Genomic DNA, 18,822 nt, shown 5'->3' with positions numbered 1-18,822 from the left:
TCCTGGGGGAATGGGAGAACGGCATAGGCCACCGGTTGGGTGCGGCCGGTGTTGACACCCCGTGTTTAGGTGTTATAGTTGAATACAACACCAGTCACCCAACGCAGGACACCGCAATGAAAAGCACCCTGTCGAACTACCGCACATGGTTGATGGCCCTGGGCCTGGCCGTGGCGGTCCTGGGCGCGACCCGGTGGCTGCCCGACCACGCTGGACGCCGTGGTGATTATGGACTTGCCGGGGCCGTCGCGGAATGCGGCGCCACGGACCTTGGAGCGGTCGAGGAACGATCCGGCGCCAAGGCCCGCGCCTCGTCGGCCATGCCCTATTTCTCCTTTGCGCAGTCGCTGCGCTCACGGGGTTGACCATGAGTGACATCCAGTGGAGCGACGGCGCTCCGATCTACCGCCAACTGAAGGACCGCGTGATCGCCATGATGCTCGACGGAATCCTGAAGCCGGGCGAAGCCCTGCCCTCCGTGCGGCAGGTCGCCGCCGAATACCAGCTCAATCCCATCACGGTGTCCCGCGCCTACCAGGAACTGGCCGACGAAGGCCTGGTCGAGAAGCGCCGCGGCCTGGGGATGTTCGTCACCGAGGAAGCGTCCCGCCAGCTGCGCACCAGCGAGCGCGACCGCTTCCTCAAGGAGGAATGGCCGGCGGTGGTCGAGCGCATCCAGCGCCTGGGCCTGTCGGTAGAAGAACTGCTCGCTTCCACGGGGAACCACTCATGAACACGACCCACAGCGCCGGCGGCGCCGTCGTCTCCGCACGCGGCCTGCGCAAGGCCTACAGGAACAAGGTCGCCGTGGCCGGCGCCGACTTCGAGATCGCCGCCGGCCGCATCGTCGGCCTGATCGGCCCCAACGGCGCCGGCAAGACCACCGCGCTGAAGGCGATCCTCGGCCTGACCCCGTTCGAGGGCGAGCTGCGGGTGCTGGGCAAGGACCCGCGCACCCAGCGCGACGAGCTGATGAACGAGGTCTGCTTCATCGCCGACGTGGCCGTGCTGCCGCGCTGGATGCGGGTGCGCGAGGCGATCGACTTCGTCGCCGGCGTCCACCCGCGCTTCGACCGCGCCAAGTGCGAGCGCTTCCTGGCCAATACCCAGCTCAACCCGAAGCTGCGGGTGCGGGAGATGTCCAAGGGCATGATCGTGCAGCTGCACCTGGCGCTGGTGATGGCGATCGACGCCCGCCTGCTGGTCCTGGACGAGCCGACCCTGGGCCTGGACATCCTCTACCGCAAGCAGTTCTACCAGCGCCTGCTGGAGGACTACTTCGACGAGGACAAGACCATCCTGGTCACCACCCACCAGGTCGAGGAGATCGAGCACATCCTCACCGACGTGCTGTTCATCCGCGACGGCCGGATCGTGCTGTCCTCGCCGATGGACGAGGTCGCCGAGCGCTACACCGAGGTGCTGGTCGGCGCCGACGGCCTCGAGGCCGCCCGCGCCCTCCAGCCGATCGACGAGCGCGCCCTGCCCTTCGGCAAGACCGTGCTGCTGTTCGACGGCGCGCCGCGCGCGCAGCTGGCCGCCCTGGGCGAAACCCGCAACCCCGGCCTCGCCGACCTGTTCGTCGCCACCATGAAGGGGACCTACGCATGAATACCCCCACCGCTTCCGCCGTCCCGCACGGCACCGCCAAGTTCAAGTGGCTGCTCCGGCGCGAATACTGGGAGAACCGCGGCGGCTTCTTCTGGGCGCCGCTGATCGCCGGCGGCATCATCGTCGGCCTGAACCTGATCCTGGCCGTGATCGGCAGCATCGCCGCCCGCCGCAACATGGGCAGCAGTGGTTTCGTCTTCGACGACGACACCGATGCCACCCGCGTCGCCCAGGCCCTGGGCGCGATGGGCGACGGCATGCTGCTCGGCGGCGTCCTGCTGGCCTGCGTGGTGCTGGCCTTCGTGGTGTTCTTCTACGCCCTCGGCTCGCTGTACGACGACCGCCGCGACCGCAGCGTGCTGTTCTGGAAGTCGCTGCCGGTCTCCGACTCGCAGATGGTGCTGTCCAAGGCCGTGTGGGCGCTGGTCCTGGCCCCGCTGTTCGCCATCGGCGTGGGCGTGCTGATCGGCCTGGCGCTGTGGGTGATTTCGGCGCTGACCATCACCGTCAACGGCGTGCCGGCCGCGCACGGCGTGTTTACCCAGTCGCACCCGGTGCGGATCGTCTGGGGGGTACTGGCTTCGCTGCCCGTGTACATGGTCTGGGCGCTGCCGACCATCGGCTGGCTGATGTTCTGCTCGGCCTGGGCCCGCTCCAAGCCGTTCCTGTGGGCGGTGCTGGTGCCGGTGCTGGTCTGCGTGGTGATCAGCATGATGACCATCCTGCCCGGCGTGGACATCGCCCACGACCAGGTCTGGTACACGGTGGTCTACCGCGGCCTGCTCAGCGCGGTCCCGGGCACCTGGTACCCGCTGGTCCACGGCATCGTCGACGACTCGACGGCGATCCACAGCCCGGACGACCTGGCCAGCGCCATCGACCTGACCCGCAGCTGGCACATCTTTGCCACCTTCGACATCTGGATCGGTGCCCTGGTCGGCGTAGCCCTGATCGCCGCCGCCATCCGCCTGCGCCGCTGGCGCGACGAGGCCTGATTCCAGGCCTCCACCGGAGAAGACCCATGCGCATCCCCCTGTTCGGCCTGCTCCTCCTGGTTCCCGTCGTGGCCATGGCCGACGACTTCAATTGCCCCCACTCCTCGCCGCGGGAGCTGGTGCTGGACCTGGCCGGGATCAGGACGATCCGCGTCGAGACCAACCAGTTCGAGGTCGACCTGCGCGCCACTGCCGGCGGCAGCCACGCCTTCCGCGGCCGGGCCTGCGCCGGCAAGCCGGAGTGGCTGCCCGACCTGACCCTGACCCAGGAACGCAAGGGCGACACCCTGGTGGTGCGCCTGCGGCGCGAATCGAAGGCCGGGATGTCCAGCCTGTTCGGCAACAACCACGCTTCGCTGGACCTGGACGGCACCGTGCCCGACAACGTGCTGGTGCAGCTGGTGGTCGGCTCCGGCGAAGCCTCGCTGGAGGGCGCCGCGACGGCCAGCGCCGACGTCGGCTCCGGCGAGGCCAAGCTGGTCCGCATCCGCGGCCCGGTGACCGCCAAGGTCGGGGCCGGCGAGATCGAGGTCGACGGCGCCGCTTCGCTGAAGGTGCTTTCGGTCGGCTCCGGCGACGTGGACGCCCGCAACATCGGCGGGAACGTCGAGGTCGGCAGCATCGGCTCCGGCGACTTCACCCTGGCAGGCGCGCGCGGCGACGTGCGGATCGGCTCGATCGGCTCCGGCGACGCCGGGCTGCAGGACGTGGCCGGCGCCGTGCGCATCGATTCCATCGGCTCCGGCGACGCCTCGGTGCGCGGCGCGGCCAGCCTGTCGGTCGGCTCGATCGGCAGTGGCGGCGTCAACCACCGCGAGGTGCGCGGCACCGTCGACGTACCCCGTCGCGACTGACCACTACTTCCTTCCTGGCAACCAAGACCACCATGGACACCAAGCGCATCCGCACCACGCTGCTGCCGCTGCTGCTGGCCGCCCTGCTCCCGCTGGGCGCGCAGGCCGCCAACCTCGACGACGGCATCCAGGGCGAGATCAGCCGCGAGCTTGCCGGGGCCCGCCGCGAGGTCGCCGCCGAGATGGCGGCCGCCCGCACCGAACTGAAGACCGGCAACCTTTCGCTGGGCGACAGCCTGAACTTCGGCAAGGGGCCGAAGCACAAGGGCAAGGGCAAGGGCAAGGGCGAAGCTTCGCTGCCGAAGGCCGAGATCACCCCGACCGGCGACTTCCTCATCGACGGCAAGGCGGTGGCGATCGACGAGCGCCAGCGCCGCGAGCTGCTGGCCTACCGCGCCCAGGTCATCGACATCGCCCTGGCCGGCATCGACATCGGCGAGCGCAGCGCGCACCTGGCCCTGGCCGAAGTCGACCGCGGGCTGTTCAGCCTGATGTTCGCGGCCATGACCGGCAGCCTGGAACGCCGCCTGGAGAAGACCATCAAGGCCAGCATCGAGCCGGGGGTACGGCAGATCTGCCGCAGCCTGCCCGGGCTGATGGAGGCCCAGCAGAAGCTGGCCGCCAGCCTGCCGGAGTTCCGACCCTACGCCCCCCTCGAGGCCGACGACGCCGAGGAATGCGAGGAAGAGGTCCGCCGCGAATTCGCTTCGAACTAAGGGGAAAAAACACATGCGCAGCTTCCACGCCCTCGCCCTGCTCGCACTGCTGCCGCTGGCCGCGTGCAGCGGACGCGACGAGCCCGCCGCCGGCAAGGGATCGACTCCGCCGGCCAATACCGCGCTGGGCCGCAAGATCCAGCAGGCCATGGCCGAAGCCAGCGAGAAGCTGGACCGGGAGAACATCCAGATCGGCAAGAACAGCGGCCTGACACGTGCCGAGATCACCCCGCAGGGCGACCTGCTGATCGGCGGCAGGGCGGTCGCGGTGGACGAGGCGCAGCGCAGGCTGCTGCTGGCCTACCGCGAGGACATGATCAAGGTGGCGCGGGCCGGCATCGAGGTGGGCATGCGTGGCGCCGACCTCGGCATCGAGGCCGCCGCCGGCGCGCTCAAGAGCCTGCTGGACGGCAGCAGCGAGGAGTTCAAGCGCGAGATGAAGGCCCGCGGCGAGCGCATCAAGGCCGACGCCACCCGCATCTGCAAGCACCTGCCGGACCTGCTGGCCTCGCAGGAAGCACTGGCCGCCGCCCTGCCCGCCTTCAAGCCGTACGCGACGCTGGAACAGGGCGACATCGAGGACTGCGGCAAGGACGGCAAGTACGACGTGGACCTCGACTTCGACGCGGTCGACCCGGGCAAGTCGACGGACGAACCGGGGCAGATGGACGCGGCGGCCGAGGCGGATGCGGCGGCGGCGAAGCTGTCCGCGGAATAACCGGCACGTCGACGGGAGTCGACGCCGATCCGATCCACGCGGCGCCGGCACATGCCGGCGCCGTGCGTTTGCAGCGGCGCTCAGCCGCCGCCACCGCCCGGCTTGCCGTGGATGCCGCCGCGGGCCAGCACCGCCGGATCCAGCAGCGGGCGCAGGGTCGCCGCCGGCAGCCCGGTGACCTCCATCGCCACCTCCAGCACCGGCCGCCCTTCCTTGTAGGCCTGCTTGGCGATCGCCGCGGCCTTCTCGTAGCCGATCACCGGGTTGAGCGCGGTGACCAGGATCGGGTTGCGGTCCAGCGCCTGGCGCACGCGTTCCGGACGCACCTTCAGCCCGGCGATGGCCGAATCGGCCAGCAGGCGCGACACGTTCGAAAGCAGCTGGATCGAGTCGAGCAGGTTGGCCGCGATCAGCGGCAGGGTGACGTTGAGCTGGAAGTTGCCGGTCTGCCCGGCGACGGTGATCGCGGTGTGGTGGCCGATCACCTGCGCGGCGGCCATCACCGTCGCTTCCGGGATCACCGGGTTGACCTTGCCCGGCATGATCGAGCTGCCCGGCTGCAGCGCGGGCAGTTCGATCTCGCCCAGGCCGGCCAGCGGGCCGGAATTCATCCAGCGCAGGTCGTTGGCGATCTTGATCAGCGCCACCGCCAGCGCGTTGAGCTGGCCGGACAGCTCCACCGCGTCGTCCTGCGCGGCCAGGCCCTCGAACTTGTCCTCGGCGCTTTCGAACCTCGTGCCGGCCAGCGCGGAAAGCACCTTCGCCGCGCGCGCGCCGAAGCGCGGGTCGGCGTTGATCCCGCTGCCGATCGCGGTGCCGCCCAGCGGCAGCCGGCGCAGGCGCTTGAGGCTGTCCTCGATGCGCCCTTCGGCCGACTTCAGTTGCGAGGCCCACGCCCCGAACTCCTGTTCGAAGGTCAGCGGCATCGCGTCCATCAAGTGGGTGCGGCCGGTCTTGACCACCCGGCGCAGGCCACGGGCGCGCTGTTTGATGGTGCGGCGCAGGTGCCTGAGCGCCGGCAGCAGGTCCTCGACTACCGCCAGCTGCGCGGACACGCGGATCGCGGTGGGGACGACGTCGTTGGAGCTCTGGCCGAGGTTGACGTGGTCGTTCGGATGCACGCGGCCCTTGCCGGCCTTGCCCGAGGCGTTGGCCAGCGCGGCGATCACCTCGTTGGCATTCATGTTCGACGATGTGCCCGAACCGGTCTGGTAGATGTCCACCGGGAAGTGGGCATCGTGCAGGCCCTCGGCCACCTCCAGCGCGGCGGCGCGCACGGCGCCGGCGACGTTCTTCGGCAGCAGGCCCAGCCCGGCGTTGACCTCGGCGGCGGCGGCCTTGACCAGGCCCAGGGCGCGGATGAAGCCGCGCGGCATCGGCCGGCCGGACACCGGGAAGTTCTGCACGGCGCGCTGGGTCTGCGCGCCCCACAGGGCGTCGGCGGGGACCTGCAGCTCGCCCATGCTGTCGTGCTCGGTACGGGTGCGCTGGCTGTTCGCGGCAACGGCGCGGGGCCGGCTGGAAGGCGCCTTGGCGCGGGATCGTGCGGGGGATGGACTCATGGCCGTCTCCGGCGTGGAGGAATCGCCGCGAGCATACCGCTACGGGTGCAAGGCGCTGTTTCGCGCGGTGGCACGGTTGGTTCCGCTCGCGGCGCTGGCGACGGCTGGCGCGTCGCCACGCGCCAGCCACCTCCCGCACCACCGCGGTCCGCCAGGTGGAAGAGTGTCCTTCCGTTGGCCGGCTCCGGACGGAGCCGCGGCAGCGCGGGGGTATCCCGCATCGCGCGGTTCCGCCGTCCGTGTCTCCAACGCGCGAACGCAGGCCATCCATGGCCTGCTTGCGGGATACCCCCGCGCTACCGCGTCTTCGGGTGCGTTCGGGTCGTGGCTTCGTTCTTGCTCCCCCCTCTGAGCGGGCTGGACGCGTCTGTTGTAGAGCGGGGCTCGCCCCGCTGCTTCTCGCCGGCGCTGGGACATCGGGCGTGGGAGTCGGGCAAGCCCGACTCTACCGGGCGGCTGGCATATCAACGGGCGCCGCGGCCATTGGGATGACGCGCTCTTTCGCGCCGCCATAGAAGCCCCCGGCCTCAACGCACCCCGAGGACGTCGTCCCAAGGGGGTTTGGCACAAGCAGGCCATGGATGGCCTGCGCTCGCGCGTTGGAGACACGGACGGCGGAACCGCGCGATGCGCCATACCCCCTTGGGGCGGCGGCCCCGTCCGAAGCCCGCGCCACTGCCATGGGAAGCCCCACGAGCCATGGATGCGACAGACGCGCACCGATGGCCGAGACGTGCCTACCGACTGTGCCAGCGTTCCGCCAGAACGCAGCAGATCCGGACTGGAAGGGCGTCGCCGCCCCCCTCCCCGGCACGCCACGCCCCCACGGCTTAAACTATGCGGCTCCGTTCCCCCGCCAGCCTGCGCCATGTCGGACTCCGCCCTGCTTGCCCTGTCCCCGCTCGACGGCCGTTACGCCTCCAAGGTCGACGCGCTGCGCCCGATCTTCTCCGAATACGGACTGATCCGCGCCCGCGTGAAGGTCGAGATCGAGTGGCTGCTGGCGCTGGCCGCCGAGCCGGGCATCGCCGAACTGGCGCCGTTCTCCGCCGCCGCCCAGGCCCGCCTGCGCGCCCTCGCCGACGACTTCCCGGTGGCCAACGCCGCCCGGGTCAAGGAGATCGAGCGCACCACCAACCACGACGTCAAGGCGGTCGAGTACTTCATCAAGGAGCAGCTGCGCGACGACGCCGAGCTCGGCCCGGCGCTGGAGTTCGTGCACTTCGCCTGCACCAGCGAGGACATCAACAACCTGTCCTACGCGCTGATGCTGCGCCAGGCCCGCGACGAGGTGCTCCTCCCGGCGCTGGACGGCGTCACCGCCACCCTGCGCGCCCTGGCCCACGAGCAGGCCGCCCAGCCGATGCTGTCGCGCACCCACGGCCAGACCGCCTCGCCCACCACCCTGGGCAAGGAGATCGCCAACGTCGTCGCCCGCCTGGAGCGCCAGCGCCGGCAGATCGCCGCGGTCGAGCTGACCGGCAAGATCAACGGCGCGGTGGGCAACTACAACGCCCACACGATCAGCTACCCGGACGTGGACTGGCCGGCGTTCGCGCAGCGCTTCGTCGAATCGCTGGGCCTGCCGTTCAACCCCTACACCACCCAGATCGAGCCGCACGACAATGTCGCCGAGCTGGGCGACGCGGTGCGCCGCGCCAACACCGTGCTGGTCGACCTGGCCCGCGACATCTGGGGCTACATCTCGCTGGGCTACTTCAGGCAGAAGCTCAAGGAAGGCGAGATCGGCTCCTCGACCATGCCGCACAAGGTCAACCCGATCGACTTCGAGAACGCCGAGGGCAACTTCGGCATCGCCAACGCCCTGTTCGAGCACTTCTCAGCCAAGCTGCCGATCAGCCGCTGGCAGCGCGACCTCACCGACTCCACCGTGCTGCGCGCCCTGGGCACCGCCTTCGGCCACACCCAGGTCGGCCTGGATTCGCTGGCCAAGGGCCTGGGCAAACTGATGGTCAACCCGGAGCGCCTGGACGCCGACCTGGACGCGGCCTGGGAAGTGCTGGCCGAGGCCGTGCAGACGGTGATGCGCCGCCACGGCCTGCCCAACCCGTACGAGCAGCTCAAGGCCCTGACCCGTGGCCAGGGCATCACCGCCGAGTCCATGCGCGCCTTCATCGCCTCGCTGGACCTGCCGGAGGAGGCCCGCGCCCGCCTGGCCGCGCTGACCCCGGCCGGCTACACCGGCCTGGCCGAGCGCCTGGCCCGGGCGATCTGAGGCCCCGGGTGACGGGAACGGCCCCGGCTTGACCTTGCGCAAGGCGATCCCCGTGCCCCGCGATATCCTGCCCCCGCCGCACCGCCCGCTCGCCGCGGGCCGCGGCGGCTGGCCGGCCGCCATCACCGGCCCGGCCTCCCGCAGCGTCCGTGCCGGCCAGGCCCCGGCATCGATGCACGCGGCCGCCGCCCGCCGAGCACCGGAAGTCGACGCGACATGCACCTGCTGATCAACAGCGACGTCGACGACCTGTCCCGCGCCGAAGCCTTCTACCGCGACGCCTTCGGCCTGTCCGCGGCGCGCCGCTTCGGCGACGGTGCGGTGGAGATGCTCGGCGCGCAGGTCCCGCTCTACCTGCTGCGCAAGCCGGCCGGCTCCACCGCCGCCGGCGAGGCGCGGCGCGACTACCACCGCCACTGGACCCCGCTCCACCTGGATGTCGTGGTCGATGACCTGGACGCGGCCCTGGCCCGCGCCCTCGCCGCCGGCGCCCGCGCCGAAGGCGACGTGCGCGAGGCCGCCTGGGGCCGCATCGTGCAGCTGGCCGACCCGTTCGGGCACGGCTGGTGCCTGCTCCAGTTCCTCGGCCACGGCTACGACGAGATCGCCACATGACCCCCAAGCGCCCCACCCAAGCTGCCAGGACCACGAAGACCACCAAGGCGGGCAAGGCCGCGAAGCTGGCCAAGGCCACCAGGGCCGCGGTCGCCAGGCAGGTCAAGCCGGCCAGGCCGGCACGCAAGCCCGCGCCGCGCGCCCTGCCCTTCGAGGTCGACGCCAGCGCCAACCAGCCGCTGGGCATGCCGCCGGAAGCCTTCCTGCGCGACTACTGGCACAAGCGCCCGCTGCTGGTGCGCAACGCCTTCCCCGGCTTCCAGACCCCGCTGATGCCCGAGGACCTGGCCGGCCTGGCCTGCGAGGAAGGCTCGCTGGCCCGCCTGATCAGCCTGGATCGCGCCAGCGGCCGCTGGGACGTGCGCCACGGCCCGTTCCAGGAAGAGGACTTCCCCGGCATGCCCGACCACGACTGGACCCTGCTGGTCCAGGACGTGGACCGCTGGGACCCGGACGTGGCCGCGCTGCTGGAGCAGTTCCGCTTCCTGCCGCGCTGGCGCATCGACGACATCATGGTCAGCTTCGCCGCCACCGGCGGTTCGGTCGGCGCGCACGTGGACCACTACGACGTGTTCCTGCTGCAGGCCTACGGCCACCGCCGCTGGATGATCGACGCCAGCGTGGCGATGGGCCGCCCCGCCCCGGACCTGGCCTTCCAGGAGGACGTGGCGATCAAGCTGCTGAAGAAGTTCGACCCGACCCACGACTGGGTGCTGGCCCCGGGCGACATGCTTTACCTGCCCCCGCTGGTGCCCCACCACGGCGTGGCCGAGGACCCGTGCCTGACCTTCTCGGTGGGCATGCGTGCGCCGTCCTCGGCCGAGCTGATCGGGGACTGGCTGGACGAGGTGCTGCAGGACGCCGACGAGGCGATCCGCTACCACGACGAGGACCTGGCCGTGCCGGCCGATCCGCACGAGATCGACACCGCGGCGATGAACCGCGTGGTCGACGCGCTCAACGCCATCCGCATGAACGACCCGGACCGCCTCGGCGACTGGTTCGGCCGCTTCATCACCACCTACCGCGCCGCTGGCGACGTGGTGCCGCGCGGCGACGAGCGCCCTCGCATCGAGCTGGAGTGGGACCTGGCCCACGGCGGCGCGCTGGAACGCCATCCCTGGGCGCGCATGGCCTGGCGCCGCAACCACGGCGCACGCCACGCCAGCCTGTTCTGCAGCGGCCGCACCCTGCACCTGCCGGTCGCCGACGCGCGCCTGCTGGCCGATTCGCCGGTGCTCGACGGCGCCGCCTGGGAATCGCTGTCGGCCGCCGGCCGCGACGCGGTGTTCGAGCTGCACCAGGCCGGCTTCTACGCGCTGCTGGGCGACGATCGGGACGAAGGCGGCGAGGACCAGTGAGCCGCGCCTGGACCATCGCCGCCGCCGACTACGCGCGCGACCACGCGCGCCTGCACGCGCTGCGCGAGGAGGTCTTCGTGCGCGGCCAGGGCGTGCCGGCGGAGCTGGAACGCGACGCGCTGGACCCGCTCAGCCACCACGTGGTGGCCACCGACGCCTCCGGGCGCCTGCTGGGCACCGGCCGCCTGACCCCGGAACGCCGGATCGGGCGCATGGCGGTGCTGGAGGAGGCGCGCGGCCAGGGCATCGGCGAGGCGCTGCTGGCCGCGCTGGTCGAGGAGGCCCGGCGCCGGCAGTGGCCTGAAGTCAGCCTGCACGCCCAGGTCCATGCCCTGGCGTTCTACGCCCGCGGCGGCTTCGTCCCGGCCGGCCCGGTCTTCACCGAGGCCGGCATCCTCCACCGCCACATGGTCCGGCGCCTGCCCGGGGCCAGCCCGGTCGACGACGTCGAAAGCGCCGCCGCGGTCCTGCTCGGCCTGGCCCACTCGGCCCGGCGCCTGGTCGGGATCTACAGCCGCGCCCTGGACCCGGGCCTGCTCGACCGGCCGGACGTGGTGGCGGCGCTGCGCGCGTTCGCCGTGCATCCCGGCCCGTGCCAGGTGCAGGTCCTGCTGCAGGATCCGGGCACGCCGCAGCGCAACAGCGCGCTGCTGCTGCGCCTGGCCCAGCGCCTGCCCAGCGTGTTCGCGTTCCGCCAGCCGCGCGACCCGGTGGATACCAGCTATCCGTCGGCGTATGCATTCAACGACACCGGCGGCGCGCTGTTCCGCCCGCTGGGGCACCGCTTCGAGGGTGAAGGCGGCGTCGAGGACGCGGCCACCGCGCGGCGCCTGCGCCTGGAATTCGCCGCGGTGTGGGAACGCTCGCGGCCCTGCGTCGAATACCGCACCCTGACCTGACCGCGCGGCTCCGGCGCCCCGCCGGGCGATGACAGGCCTGCGACAGCGCGTCGCGGCAAAGTGTGACCCACCCCCAAACGCGGGGGTCGGGCAAGGGCCTGCTTCGCCCTTCGGCTAGGTCCTGCGAGCGTGAATGGGGGTTATACTTTTGCGGCTTTCCGCCCGCTCGACGGGCCCGGGCCCTGGGCCCACCCCCCATCCAGACGCGACACCATCGTGGACAACCTACTCAAGCAGTTTGCGCAGTCTTCGCAGCTCGGCAGCAATGCCGCCTATATCGAGGACCTCTACGAGCAGTACCTCGTCTCTCCCGACAGTGTCGATCCGAAATGGAAGACCTACTTCGACGCCTTCAAGGGCCGTGAAGCGGGGGATGTCCCGCATTCGGCGGTCATCGCCCACGTCGCCGAGGCCGCGCGCCACGCCGCCAACAACGGCTGCGCCACCGCCGCGACCGGTGCCGGCGACGAGCGCGAGCGCAACGTCGGCCGCCTGATCACCGCCTACCGTTCGCGCGGCCACCTCGGCGCCAGGCTCGATCCGCTGGGCCTGACCCCGCCGATGAACCCGCCGGACCTGGGCCTGGAGTTCCACAACCTGTCCGAGCGCGACCTGGACAGCGAGTTCAGCACCGGCGGCCTGGCCGGCCAGCCGCGGATGAAGCTGCGCGACCTGTACGCGCGCCTCAAGGCGACCTACACCGGCTCCATCGGCGCCGAGTTCATGCACATCCCGGAGGTCGAGCAGCGCCAGTGGCTGTACCAGCGCCTGGAGGCCGCCGGCGGCGACTACAACCTCAGCACCGAGACCCGCAAGCGGGTGCTGGAGCGGCTGACCGCCGCCGAGGGGCTGGAGCGGTACCTGCACACCAAGTACGTCGGCCAGAAGCGCTTCTCCCTCGAAGGCGGCGACTCGCTGATCCCGCTGCTGGACACGGCGATCCGCCAGGCGGGCGTGGACAAGGTCAAGGACATCGTGATCGGCATGGCCCACCGCGGCCGCCTCAACGTGCTGGTCAACACCCTGGGCAAGAACCCGCGCAAGCTGTTCGACGAGTTCGAGGGCAAGTTCGAGCACGACGTCCGCGCCCACGCCGGCGACGTGAAGTACCACATGGGCTTCTCCGCGGACATCGCTACCCCCGGCGACCCGGTGCACCTGGCCCTGGCCTTCAACCCCTCGCACCTGGAGATCGTCGATCCGGTGGTCGCCGGCTCGGTGCGCTCGCGCCAGGAGCGCCGCGGCGACGCCGAGCGCAAGCAGGTGCTGCCCGTGCTGATCCACGGCGACGCGGCCTTCGCCGGCCAGGGCGTGGTGATGGAGCTGTTCCAGATGTCGCAGGCGCGCGGCTTCGCCGTCGGCGGCACCTTCCACGTGGTGGTCAACAACCAGGTCGGCTTCACCACAAGCCACAAGGAAGACGCGCGCTCCACCCTGTACTGCACTGACGTGGCCAAGATGGTCGGCGCCCCGGTCTTCCACGTGAACGCCGACGATCCGGAGGCGGTGGTGTTCGTGGCCAAGCTGGCCTACGAGTTCCGCCAGAAGTTCAAGAAGGACGTGGTCATCGACCTGGTCTGCTACCGCCGCCACGGCCACAACGAGGCCGACGAGCCGGCGGCCACGCAGCCGCTGATGTACCAGACCATCCGCAAGCACCCGACCACCCGCGAGATCTACGCGGCCAAGCTGGAGAAGGAAGGCGTGGTCGGCGCCGAGGAAGCCAAGGCCCTGGTCGACGGCTACCGCGCCAAGCTCGACGCCGGCGAGGTCACCACCGAACTGGCCGCCTCCAAGCCGGAGGACTACGAGCTGACCATCGACTGGTCCAAGTACCTGTCCGGCAAGCTCTCCGACGCGGTCGACACCCGGGTCAAGAAGGCCAAGCTGGTGCAGCTGGCCAAGATCATCAACACCATCCCGCAAGGGGTGACCCTGCATCCGCGCGTGGCCAAGATCTACGAGGACCGGCTGAAGATGACCGCCGGCGAGATCCCGGGCGACTGGGGCTTCGCCGAGAACCTGGCCTACGCCACCCTGCTGTCCGAGGGCCATGGCCTGCGCCTGGTCGGCCAGGACGCCGGCCGCGGAACCTTCTTCCACCGCCACGCCATCCTCCACGACCAGAAGACCGACAGCTACTACCTGCCGCTGCGCCAGCTGGTCGAGGTGCCCGAGCAGGCCACCGTGATCGACTCGCTGCTCAGCGAGGAGGCGGTGATGGCCTTCGAGTACGGCTTCTCCACCACCGACCCCAATACCCTGGACATCTGGGAAGCCCAGTTCGGCGACTTCGCCAACGGCGCCCAGGTGGTCATCGACCAGTTCATCGCCGCGGGCGAGGCCAAGTGGGGTCGCATCTCGGGCCTGACCCTGCTGCTGCCGCACGGCTACGAGGGACAGGGCCCGGAACACAGCTCCGCGCGCCTGGAGCGCTTCCTGCAGCTGTGCGCCCTGGAGAACATGCTGGTCTGCGTGCCGACCACGCCGGCCCAGTGCTTCCACATGCTGCGCCGGCAGATGAAGATGAGCACGCGCAAGCCGCTGGTGGTGATGTCGCCCAAGTCGCTGCTGCGCCACAAGCTGGCCGTCTCCACCCTGGACGAGCTGGCCGACGGCGAGTTCCAGCACCTGATCCCGGACGCGTCTGCCGACGCCAGGAAGGTCAAGCGCGTGGTGCTGTGCTCGGGCAAGGTCTACTACGACCTGATCGAGGACCAGCAGAAGCGCGGCCAGGACGACGTCGCCATCATCCGCATCGAGCAGCTGTATCCGTTCCCGCGCGAGCTGCTGACCGCCGAGCTGAAGAAGTACGCCAAGGCCGCCGAAGTCGTGTGGTGCCAGGAAGAGCCGCAGAACCAGGGCGCCTGGTACCAGATCAAGCACCACCTGCAGGCCTGCCTGGCCGAAGGCCAGAACCTGCACTACGCCGGCCGCAGCCGCTCGCCCTCGCCGGCGGTCGGCCACTTCGCCGCCCACGTCAAGGAACAGCAGCAGCTGGTCGCCGACGCGCTGGTGAACCCGCCCGGCAACCAGATCGGCGAGTAAACGCCACCACCCTCTTCGCCCCAAGAATTCAAGAAACAAGGACGCCCCATGGCCACCGAAGTCAAAGTTCCGGTCCTTCCCGAATCCGTCTCCGACGCGACCATCGCCAGCTGGCACAAGAAGGCCGGTGACGCGGTCAAGCGCGACGAGAACCTGGTGGACCTGGAGACCGACAAGGTCGTGCTCGAGGTCCCGTCGCCGGTCGACGGCGTGCTGAAGGAGATCAAGTTCGCCGAAGGCGATACCGTGACCAGCCAGCAGGTCCTGGCGATCATCGAGGAAGGCGCGGTCGCCGCCGCCCCGGCCCCGGCCGCCGCCGAACCGGCGAAGGCCGAAGCCGCCCCGGCTCCTGCCGCCGCCGCCCCGGCTCCGGCCAAGGCCGCCGCGGCCCCGGCTCCGGCCGCCGGCACCGACCTGCCCCCGGGCGCCCGCGCCACCGCGATCCGCGAGGGCGTGGACCCGTCGCAGGTCGAGGGCAGCGGCCGCCGCGGCGCGGTGACCAAGGAGGACATCGTCAACTACGCCCGCAGCGGCGGCGCCGGCAAGGCCGCCGGCGCGCGTCCGGAAGAGCGCGTGCCGATGACCCGCATCCGCAAGCGCATCGCCGAGCGCCTGATGCAGTCGAAGGACTCCATCGCCATGCTGACCTCGTTCAACGAGGTCAACCTGGCCAAGGTGACCGCGGCGCGCAAGGAACTGCAGGACGACTTCCAGAAGACCCACGGCACCAAGCTGGGCTTCATGAGCTTCTTCGTGAAGGCCGCGGCCAACGCCCTGCAGCGCCACCCGATCATCAACGCCTCGGTCGACGGCGACGACATCATCTACCACGGCTACTCGGACATCTCGATCGCCGTGTCCACCGACAAGGGCCTGGTGACCCCGGTCCTGCGCAACGTCGAGCGCATGGGCTTCGCCGACATCGAGAAGGGCATCGCCGACTACGCCAAGAAGGCGCGCGACGGCAAGCTGGGCCTGGACGACCTGCAGGGCGGCACCTTCACCATCACCAACGGCGGCACCTTCGGCTCGCTGATGTCGACCCCGATCGTCAACCCGCCGCAGAGCGCGATCCTGGGCATGCACGCGATCAAGGAGCGCCCGGTCGCCGAGAACGGCCAGGTCGTGATCGCGCCGATGATGTACATCGCCCTGTCCTACGACCACCGCATCATCGACGGCAAGGACGCGGTGCTGTTCCTGGTCGACATCAAGAACCAGCTCGAGAACCCGAACCGCATCCTGTTCGGGCTGTAAGAACGGCCGCGAGTCGGGGTTCGGGATTCGGGATTGGCAGGCGCGTGCGCGCCTGCCTCCCGCTTTTCGAATCACGGATCACCAATCCCGAATCACTGAGCGAATGAAATGAGCGAACAATTCGACGTCGTCGTCATCGGTGCCGGCCCGGCCGGCTACCACGCCGCGATCCGCGCCGCGCAGCTGGGCCTGAAGACCGCCTGCATCGACGCCGCGCTGGGCAAGGACGGCAAGCCGGCCCTGGGCGGCACCTGCCTGCGCGTGGGCTGCATCCCGTCCAAGGCGCTGCTGGACTCGTCCCACCAGTACGAGAACATGCTGCACAAGTTCGACCAGCACGGCATCAGCTTCAAGGATGCGGCGATCGACGTCGCGAAGATGATCGAGCGCAAGGACGGCATCGTTAAGCAGTTCACCGGCGGCATCGCCATGCTGTTCAAGGCCAACAAGGTCGCCACCTACTACGGCTTCGGCCAGCTGCAGCCGGGCAACGTGGTCAAGGTGAAGCAGCACGACGGCTCGGAAGTCGAGCTCAAGGGCACCAACGTCATCATCGCCGCCGGTTCGGACTCGATCGAACTGCCGTTCGCCAGGTTCGACGGCGAGTACATCGTCGACAACGTCGGCGCGCTGGACTTCACCGATGTGCCCAAGCGCCTGGCCGTGATCGGCGCCGGCGTGATCGGCCTGGAGCTGGGCAGCGTGTGGAAGCGTCTGGGCGCCGAGGTGACCATCCTCGAGGCGATGCCGGAGTTCCTGCCGGCCGCCGACGCCGAGGTCTCCAAGCTGGCCGCCCGCGAGTTCAAGAAGCAGGGCCTGGACATCAAGCTGGGCGCCAAGGTCTCCAGGGCCGAGGTCACCGGCAAGGGCAAGAAGAAGGAAGTTTCCATCACCTTCGCCGACGACAAGGGCGAGCAGACCCTGGTCGTGGACAAGCTGCTGGTGGCCGTGGGCCGCCGCGCCGCGACCAGGGGCCTGCTGGCCGAGGGCACCGGCGTGCAGGTCAACGAGCGCGGCCAGATCGTGGTCGACGAGCACTGCCACACCGGCGTCGACGGCGTCTGGGCGATCGGCGACTGCGTGCGCGGCCCGATGCTGGCGCACAAGGGCTTCGAGGAAGGCATCGCCGTGGCCGAGCTGATCGCCGGCCTGCCGGGCCACGTCAACTTCGACACCATCCCCTACGTGATCTACACCGGCCCGGAGATCGCCTGGGTCGGCAAGACCGAGCAGCAGCTCAAGGCCGAGGGCGTGCCGTACAAGGCCGGCACCTTCCCGTTCGCCGCCGTCGGCCGCGCCGTGGCCATGGCCGAGGCCGTGGGCTTCGTCAAGGTCATCGCCCATGCCGAGACCGACCGCGTGCTGGGCATGCACCTGATCGGCCCGAACGTGTCCGAGCTGGTCCACGAGGGCGTGCTGACCATGGAGTTCAGCGGCTCGGCCGAGGACCTGGCGCGCATCTGCCACGCCCACCCGTCCCTGTCGGAGGCCGTGCACGACGCGGCCATGGCGGTGGACAAGCGCGCCATCCACAAGGCCAACTGATCCCGGTCGGCCGCGCACGAAGGCTCCGCCCCGGCGGAGCCTTCGTCGTTTCAAGAACCGGAGCCAAGCATGTCGTCCAAAGGCCTGCCACCCGCCACCACCGCCGCGCTGTATGCGGCCGCGGGCGCGCTGTTCATCGCCGGCGCGCTCAGCAGCGGCAGGCCGGCCTTCAGCGGCGTGGGCGTGGCTTTCCTCGTGCTGGCGGCGCTGGTATGGATGCGCCGCGGCCACCGCCAGGACTGACGCGCCACCCTCCGTTCCCGTTCCCCCGTTGCAAAGTTCTCCTCCATGAAATCCGTCTGCGTCTATTGCGGTTCCAACGCCGGCAGCAAGCCGGCCTATGCCGAGCGCGCCATCGCCCTGGGCGACCGCCTCGCCAGGGAAGGCCTGCGCCTGGTCTATGGCGGCGGCAACGTCGGCCTGATGGGCACCGTCGCCAACGCCGTGCTCGACGCCGGCGGCCAGGTCACCGGCGTCATCCCCCGCCAGCTGGCCGACTGGGAAGTCGCCCACCGCGGCCTGACCGAGCTGGAGATCGTCGGCTCGATGCACGAGCGCAAGATGCGCATGTTCGAGCTCTCCGACGCCTTCGTCGCCCTGCCCGGCGGCTTCGGCACCATGGAGGAGATCTTCGAGATGCTGACCTGGCGCCAGCTCGGCATCGGCAACAAGCCCTGCGCCTTCCTCGACATCGAAGGCTTCTACGCCCCGCTGATCGGCATGATCGACCGCATGGTCGAGGAGCGCTTCCTGCACCCGGACCAGCGCGCCGACCTGTGGTACGGCAGCGACATCGGCCAGATGCTGGAGTGGATGCGCAACTATGAGCCGGCGCAGGCGAGCAAGTGGATCGACGAGAAGCGCCGCAGCGTCATGAAGTAAACGCCGCCCCGGCGGCGGATTGGCTGGCGCGTGGCGACGCGCCAGATGTCGCCAGCGCCCTGGCGCTTTCCCGGCGCGGATCGACGAGAAGCGCCGCAGCGTCATGAAGTAAACGCCGCCCCGGCGGCGGCTTGGCCGGCGTGGCGACGCGCCCCGTAGAGTCGGGCTTGCCCGACTCACACGCATGATGCCCCGCGACGCATGAAAGGCAGCGGGGCAAGCCCCGCTCTACGGAACATGGCGCGCCCAGGGGCGAATGCAGGGCACCAGCAACCCGTCGCCGCCGCAGACGGCGCCGCTGGTCGGCACCCGACGCCCTCCCCCGCCGCTCTCCCGAAGGAGAGGCAACAAGCGCGTTCCCGGCGCGGACGGCGACCGCACACCGCGCGCCCCGGCTACCGAGGCCCCGTCCGAAGCCGGCCGCTAGGTGTGGAGCTTCAATAGGTTGTTTTGCCCGAGCGGCAGTCGGCTGATGGGCGGCCGGCCGCCGAGGGCGCTATGCGGGCGGTGGCAGTTGTAGTGG

Annotated in this window: 17 protein-coding genes and 1 pseudogene; 16 read left to right on the top strand and 2 right to left on the bottom strand. The window is 70.3% G+C overall.

All coding sequences use genetic code 11. From position 1 onward, the window contains the following. Positions 1-116: 116 nt before the first annotated feature. The 7 genes from PSEJ35_RS15970 to PSEJ35_RS0109770 are packed head-to-tail and all read left to right on the top strand — an operon-like array spanning position 117 to position 4,894. Entirely contained in the window at positions 117-365 is a 249-nt protein-coding gene (locus PSEJ35_RS15970) for a hypothetical protein (RefSeq protein WP_037061339.1), read from the top strand. 2 nt (positions 366-367) lie between these two features. After that, a complete protein-coding gene (locus tag PSEJ35_RS0109795; RefSeq protein WP_024868762.1) occupies positions 368-733 on the top strand; it encodes a GntR family transcriptional regulator in 366 nt (121 codons plus the stop codon). Then, positions 730-1,611: an ABC transporter ATP-binding protein gene (locus PSEJ35_RS0109790; RefSeq protein ID WP_028917626.1), complete on the top strand. Its 882-nt coding sequence runs from the start codon at positions 730-732 to the stop codon at positions 1,609-1,611. Before PSEJ35_RS0109795 ends, PSEJ35_RS0109790 begins: the two co-directional genes overlap by 4 nt. Beyond that, positions 1,608-2,606 (top strand): ABC transporter permease, encoded by a 999-nt coding sequence (locus tag PSEJ35_RS0109785; RefSeq protein ID WP_028917625.1) that lies wholly within the window; start codon positions 1,608-1,610, stop codon positions 2,604-2,606. Before PSEJ35_RS0109790 ends, PSEJ35_RS0109785 begins: the two co-directional genes overlap by 4 nt. 26 nt (positions 2,607-2,632) lie before the next feature. After that, positions 2,633-3,460 (top strand): hypothetical protein, encoded by an 828-nt coding sequence (locus tag PSEJ35_RS0109780; protein ID WP_028917624.1) that lies wholly within the window; start codon positions 2,633-2,635, stop codon positions 3,458-3,460. A gap of 32 nt (positions 3,461-3,492) precedes the next feature. Then, complete coding sequence (locus tag PSEJ35_RS16685; protein ID WP_051412632.1) at positions 3,493-4,176, top strand: hypothetical protein; 684 nt, start codon at positions 3,493-3,495, stop codon at positions 4,174-4,176. A 13-nt stretch (positions 4,177-4,189) separates the two neighbouring features. Then, entirely contained in the window at positions 4,190-4,894 is a 705-nt protein-coding gene (locus tag PSEJ35_RS0109770) for a hypothetical protein (RefSeq protein ID WP_028917623.1), read from the top strand. Between the two features lie 80 nt (positions 4,895-4,974). Here PSEJ35_RS0109770 and PSEJ35_RS0109765 read toward each other — a convergent pair whose 3' ends face one another. Then, positions 4,975-6,357: a class II fumarate hydratase gene (locus PSEJ35_RS0109765; RefSeq protein ID WP_028917622.1), complete on the bottom strand. Its 1,383-nt coding sequence runs from the start codon at positions 6,355-6,357 to the stop codon at positions 4,975-4,977. 967 nt (positions 6,358-7,324) lie between these two features. Here PSEJ35_RS0109765 and purB point away from each other — a divergent pair. The 9 genes from purB to PSEJ35_RS0109720 all read left to right on the top strand — a co-directional run bounded on the left by purB (position 7,325) and on the right by PSEJ35_RS0109720 (position 18,299). After that, positions 7,325-8,692, top strand: a complete 1,368-nt coding sequence (purB, locus tag PSEJ35_RS0109760) for an adenylosuccinate lyase (RefSeq protein ID WP_028917621.1) — start codon at positions 7,325-7,327, stop codon at positions 8,690-8,692. 216 nt (positions 8,693-8,908) lie between these two features. Then, positions 8,909-9,307 (top strand): VOC family protein, encoded by a 399-nt coding sequence (locus tag PSEJ35_RS0109755; RefSeq protein WP_028917620.1) that lies wholly within the window; start codon positions 8,909-8,911, stop codon positions 9,305-9,307. Continuing rightward, positions 9,304-10,668 carry a cupin domain-containing protein gene (locus tag PSEJ35_RS0109750; protein WP_084635502.1) on the top strand — a complete coding sequence of 455 codons (1,365 nt, stop codon included), beginning with the start codon at positions 9,304-9,306 and terminating at the stop codon, positions 10,666-10,668. Before PSEJ35_RS0109755 ends, PSEJ35_RS0109750 begins: the two co-directional genes overlap by 4 nt. Continuing rightward, a complete protein-coding gene (locus tag PSEJ35_RS0109745; protein ID WP_028917618.1) occupies positions 10,665-11,567 on the top strand; it encodes a GNAT family N-acetyltransferase in 903 nt (300 codons plus the stop codon). Before PSEJ35_RS0109750 ends, PSEJ35_RS0109745 begins: the two co-directional genes overlap by 4 nt. Positions 11,568-11,783: 216 nt before the next feature. Next, the gene (locus tag PSEJ35_RS0109740) at positions 11,784-14,615 is read left to right on the top strand and encodes a 2-oxoglutarate dehydrogenase E1 component (protein ID WP_028917617.1); all 2,832 of its coding nucleotides are present in this window, start codon (positions 11,784-11,786) and stop codon (positions 14,613-14,615) included. A 48-nt stretch (positions 14,616-14,663) separates the two neighbouring features. Beyond that, the gene (sucB, locus tag PSEJ35_RS0109735; RefSeq protein WP_028917616.1) at positions 14,664-15,872 is read left to right on the top strand and encodes a dihydrolipoyllysine-residue succinyltransferase; all 1,209 of its coding nucleotides are present in this window, start codon (positions 14,664-14,666) and stop codon (positions 15,870-15,872) included. 108 nt (positions 15,873-15,980) lie between these two features. Continuing rightward, complete coding sequence (lpdA, locus tag PSEJ35_RS0109730; protein ID WP_028917615.1) at positions 15,981-17,417, top strand: dihydrolipoyl dehydrogenase; 1,437 nt, start codon at positions 15,981-15,983, stop codon at positions 17,415-17,417. Between the two features lie 69 nt (positions 17,418-17,486). After that, positions 17,487-17,660: a hypothetical protein gene (locus PSEJ35_RS0109725; RefSeq protein WP_028917614.1), complete on the top strand. Its 174-nt coding sequence runs from the start codon at positions 17,487-17,489 to the stop codon at positions 17,658-17,660. Positions 17,661-17,705: 45 nt separating this feature from the next. Beyond that, a complete protein-coding gene (locus PSEJ35_RS0109720) occupies positions 17,706-18,299 on the top strand; it encodes a TIGR00730 family Rossman fold protein (protein ID WP_028917613.1) in 594 nt (197 codons plus the stop codon). Between the two features lie 423 nt (positions 18,300-18,722). On the opposite strand, the pseudogene PSEJ35_RS17625 reads toward PSEJ35_RS0109720, so the two are convergent. After that, positions 18,723-18,822, bottom strand: a pseudogene (locus PSEJ35_RS17625) (IS481 family transposase); the annotation flags it as partial.

The organism is Pseudoxanthomonas sp. J35, assembly GCF_000513995.1.
Classification (GTDB): Bacteria; Pseudomonadota; Gammaproteobacteria; order Xanthomonadales; family Xanthomonadaceae; genus Pseudoxanthomonas.
The sequence above is the reverse complement of the archived record's forward strand: the minus strand, read 5'-3'. Positions and strand labels throughout refer to the sequence as shown.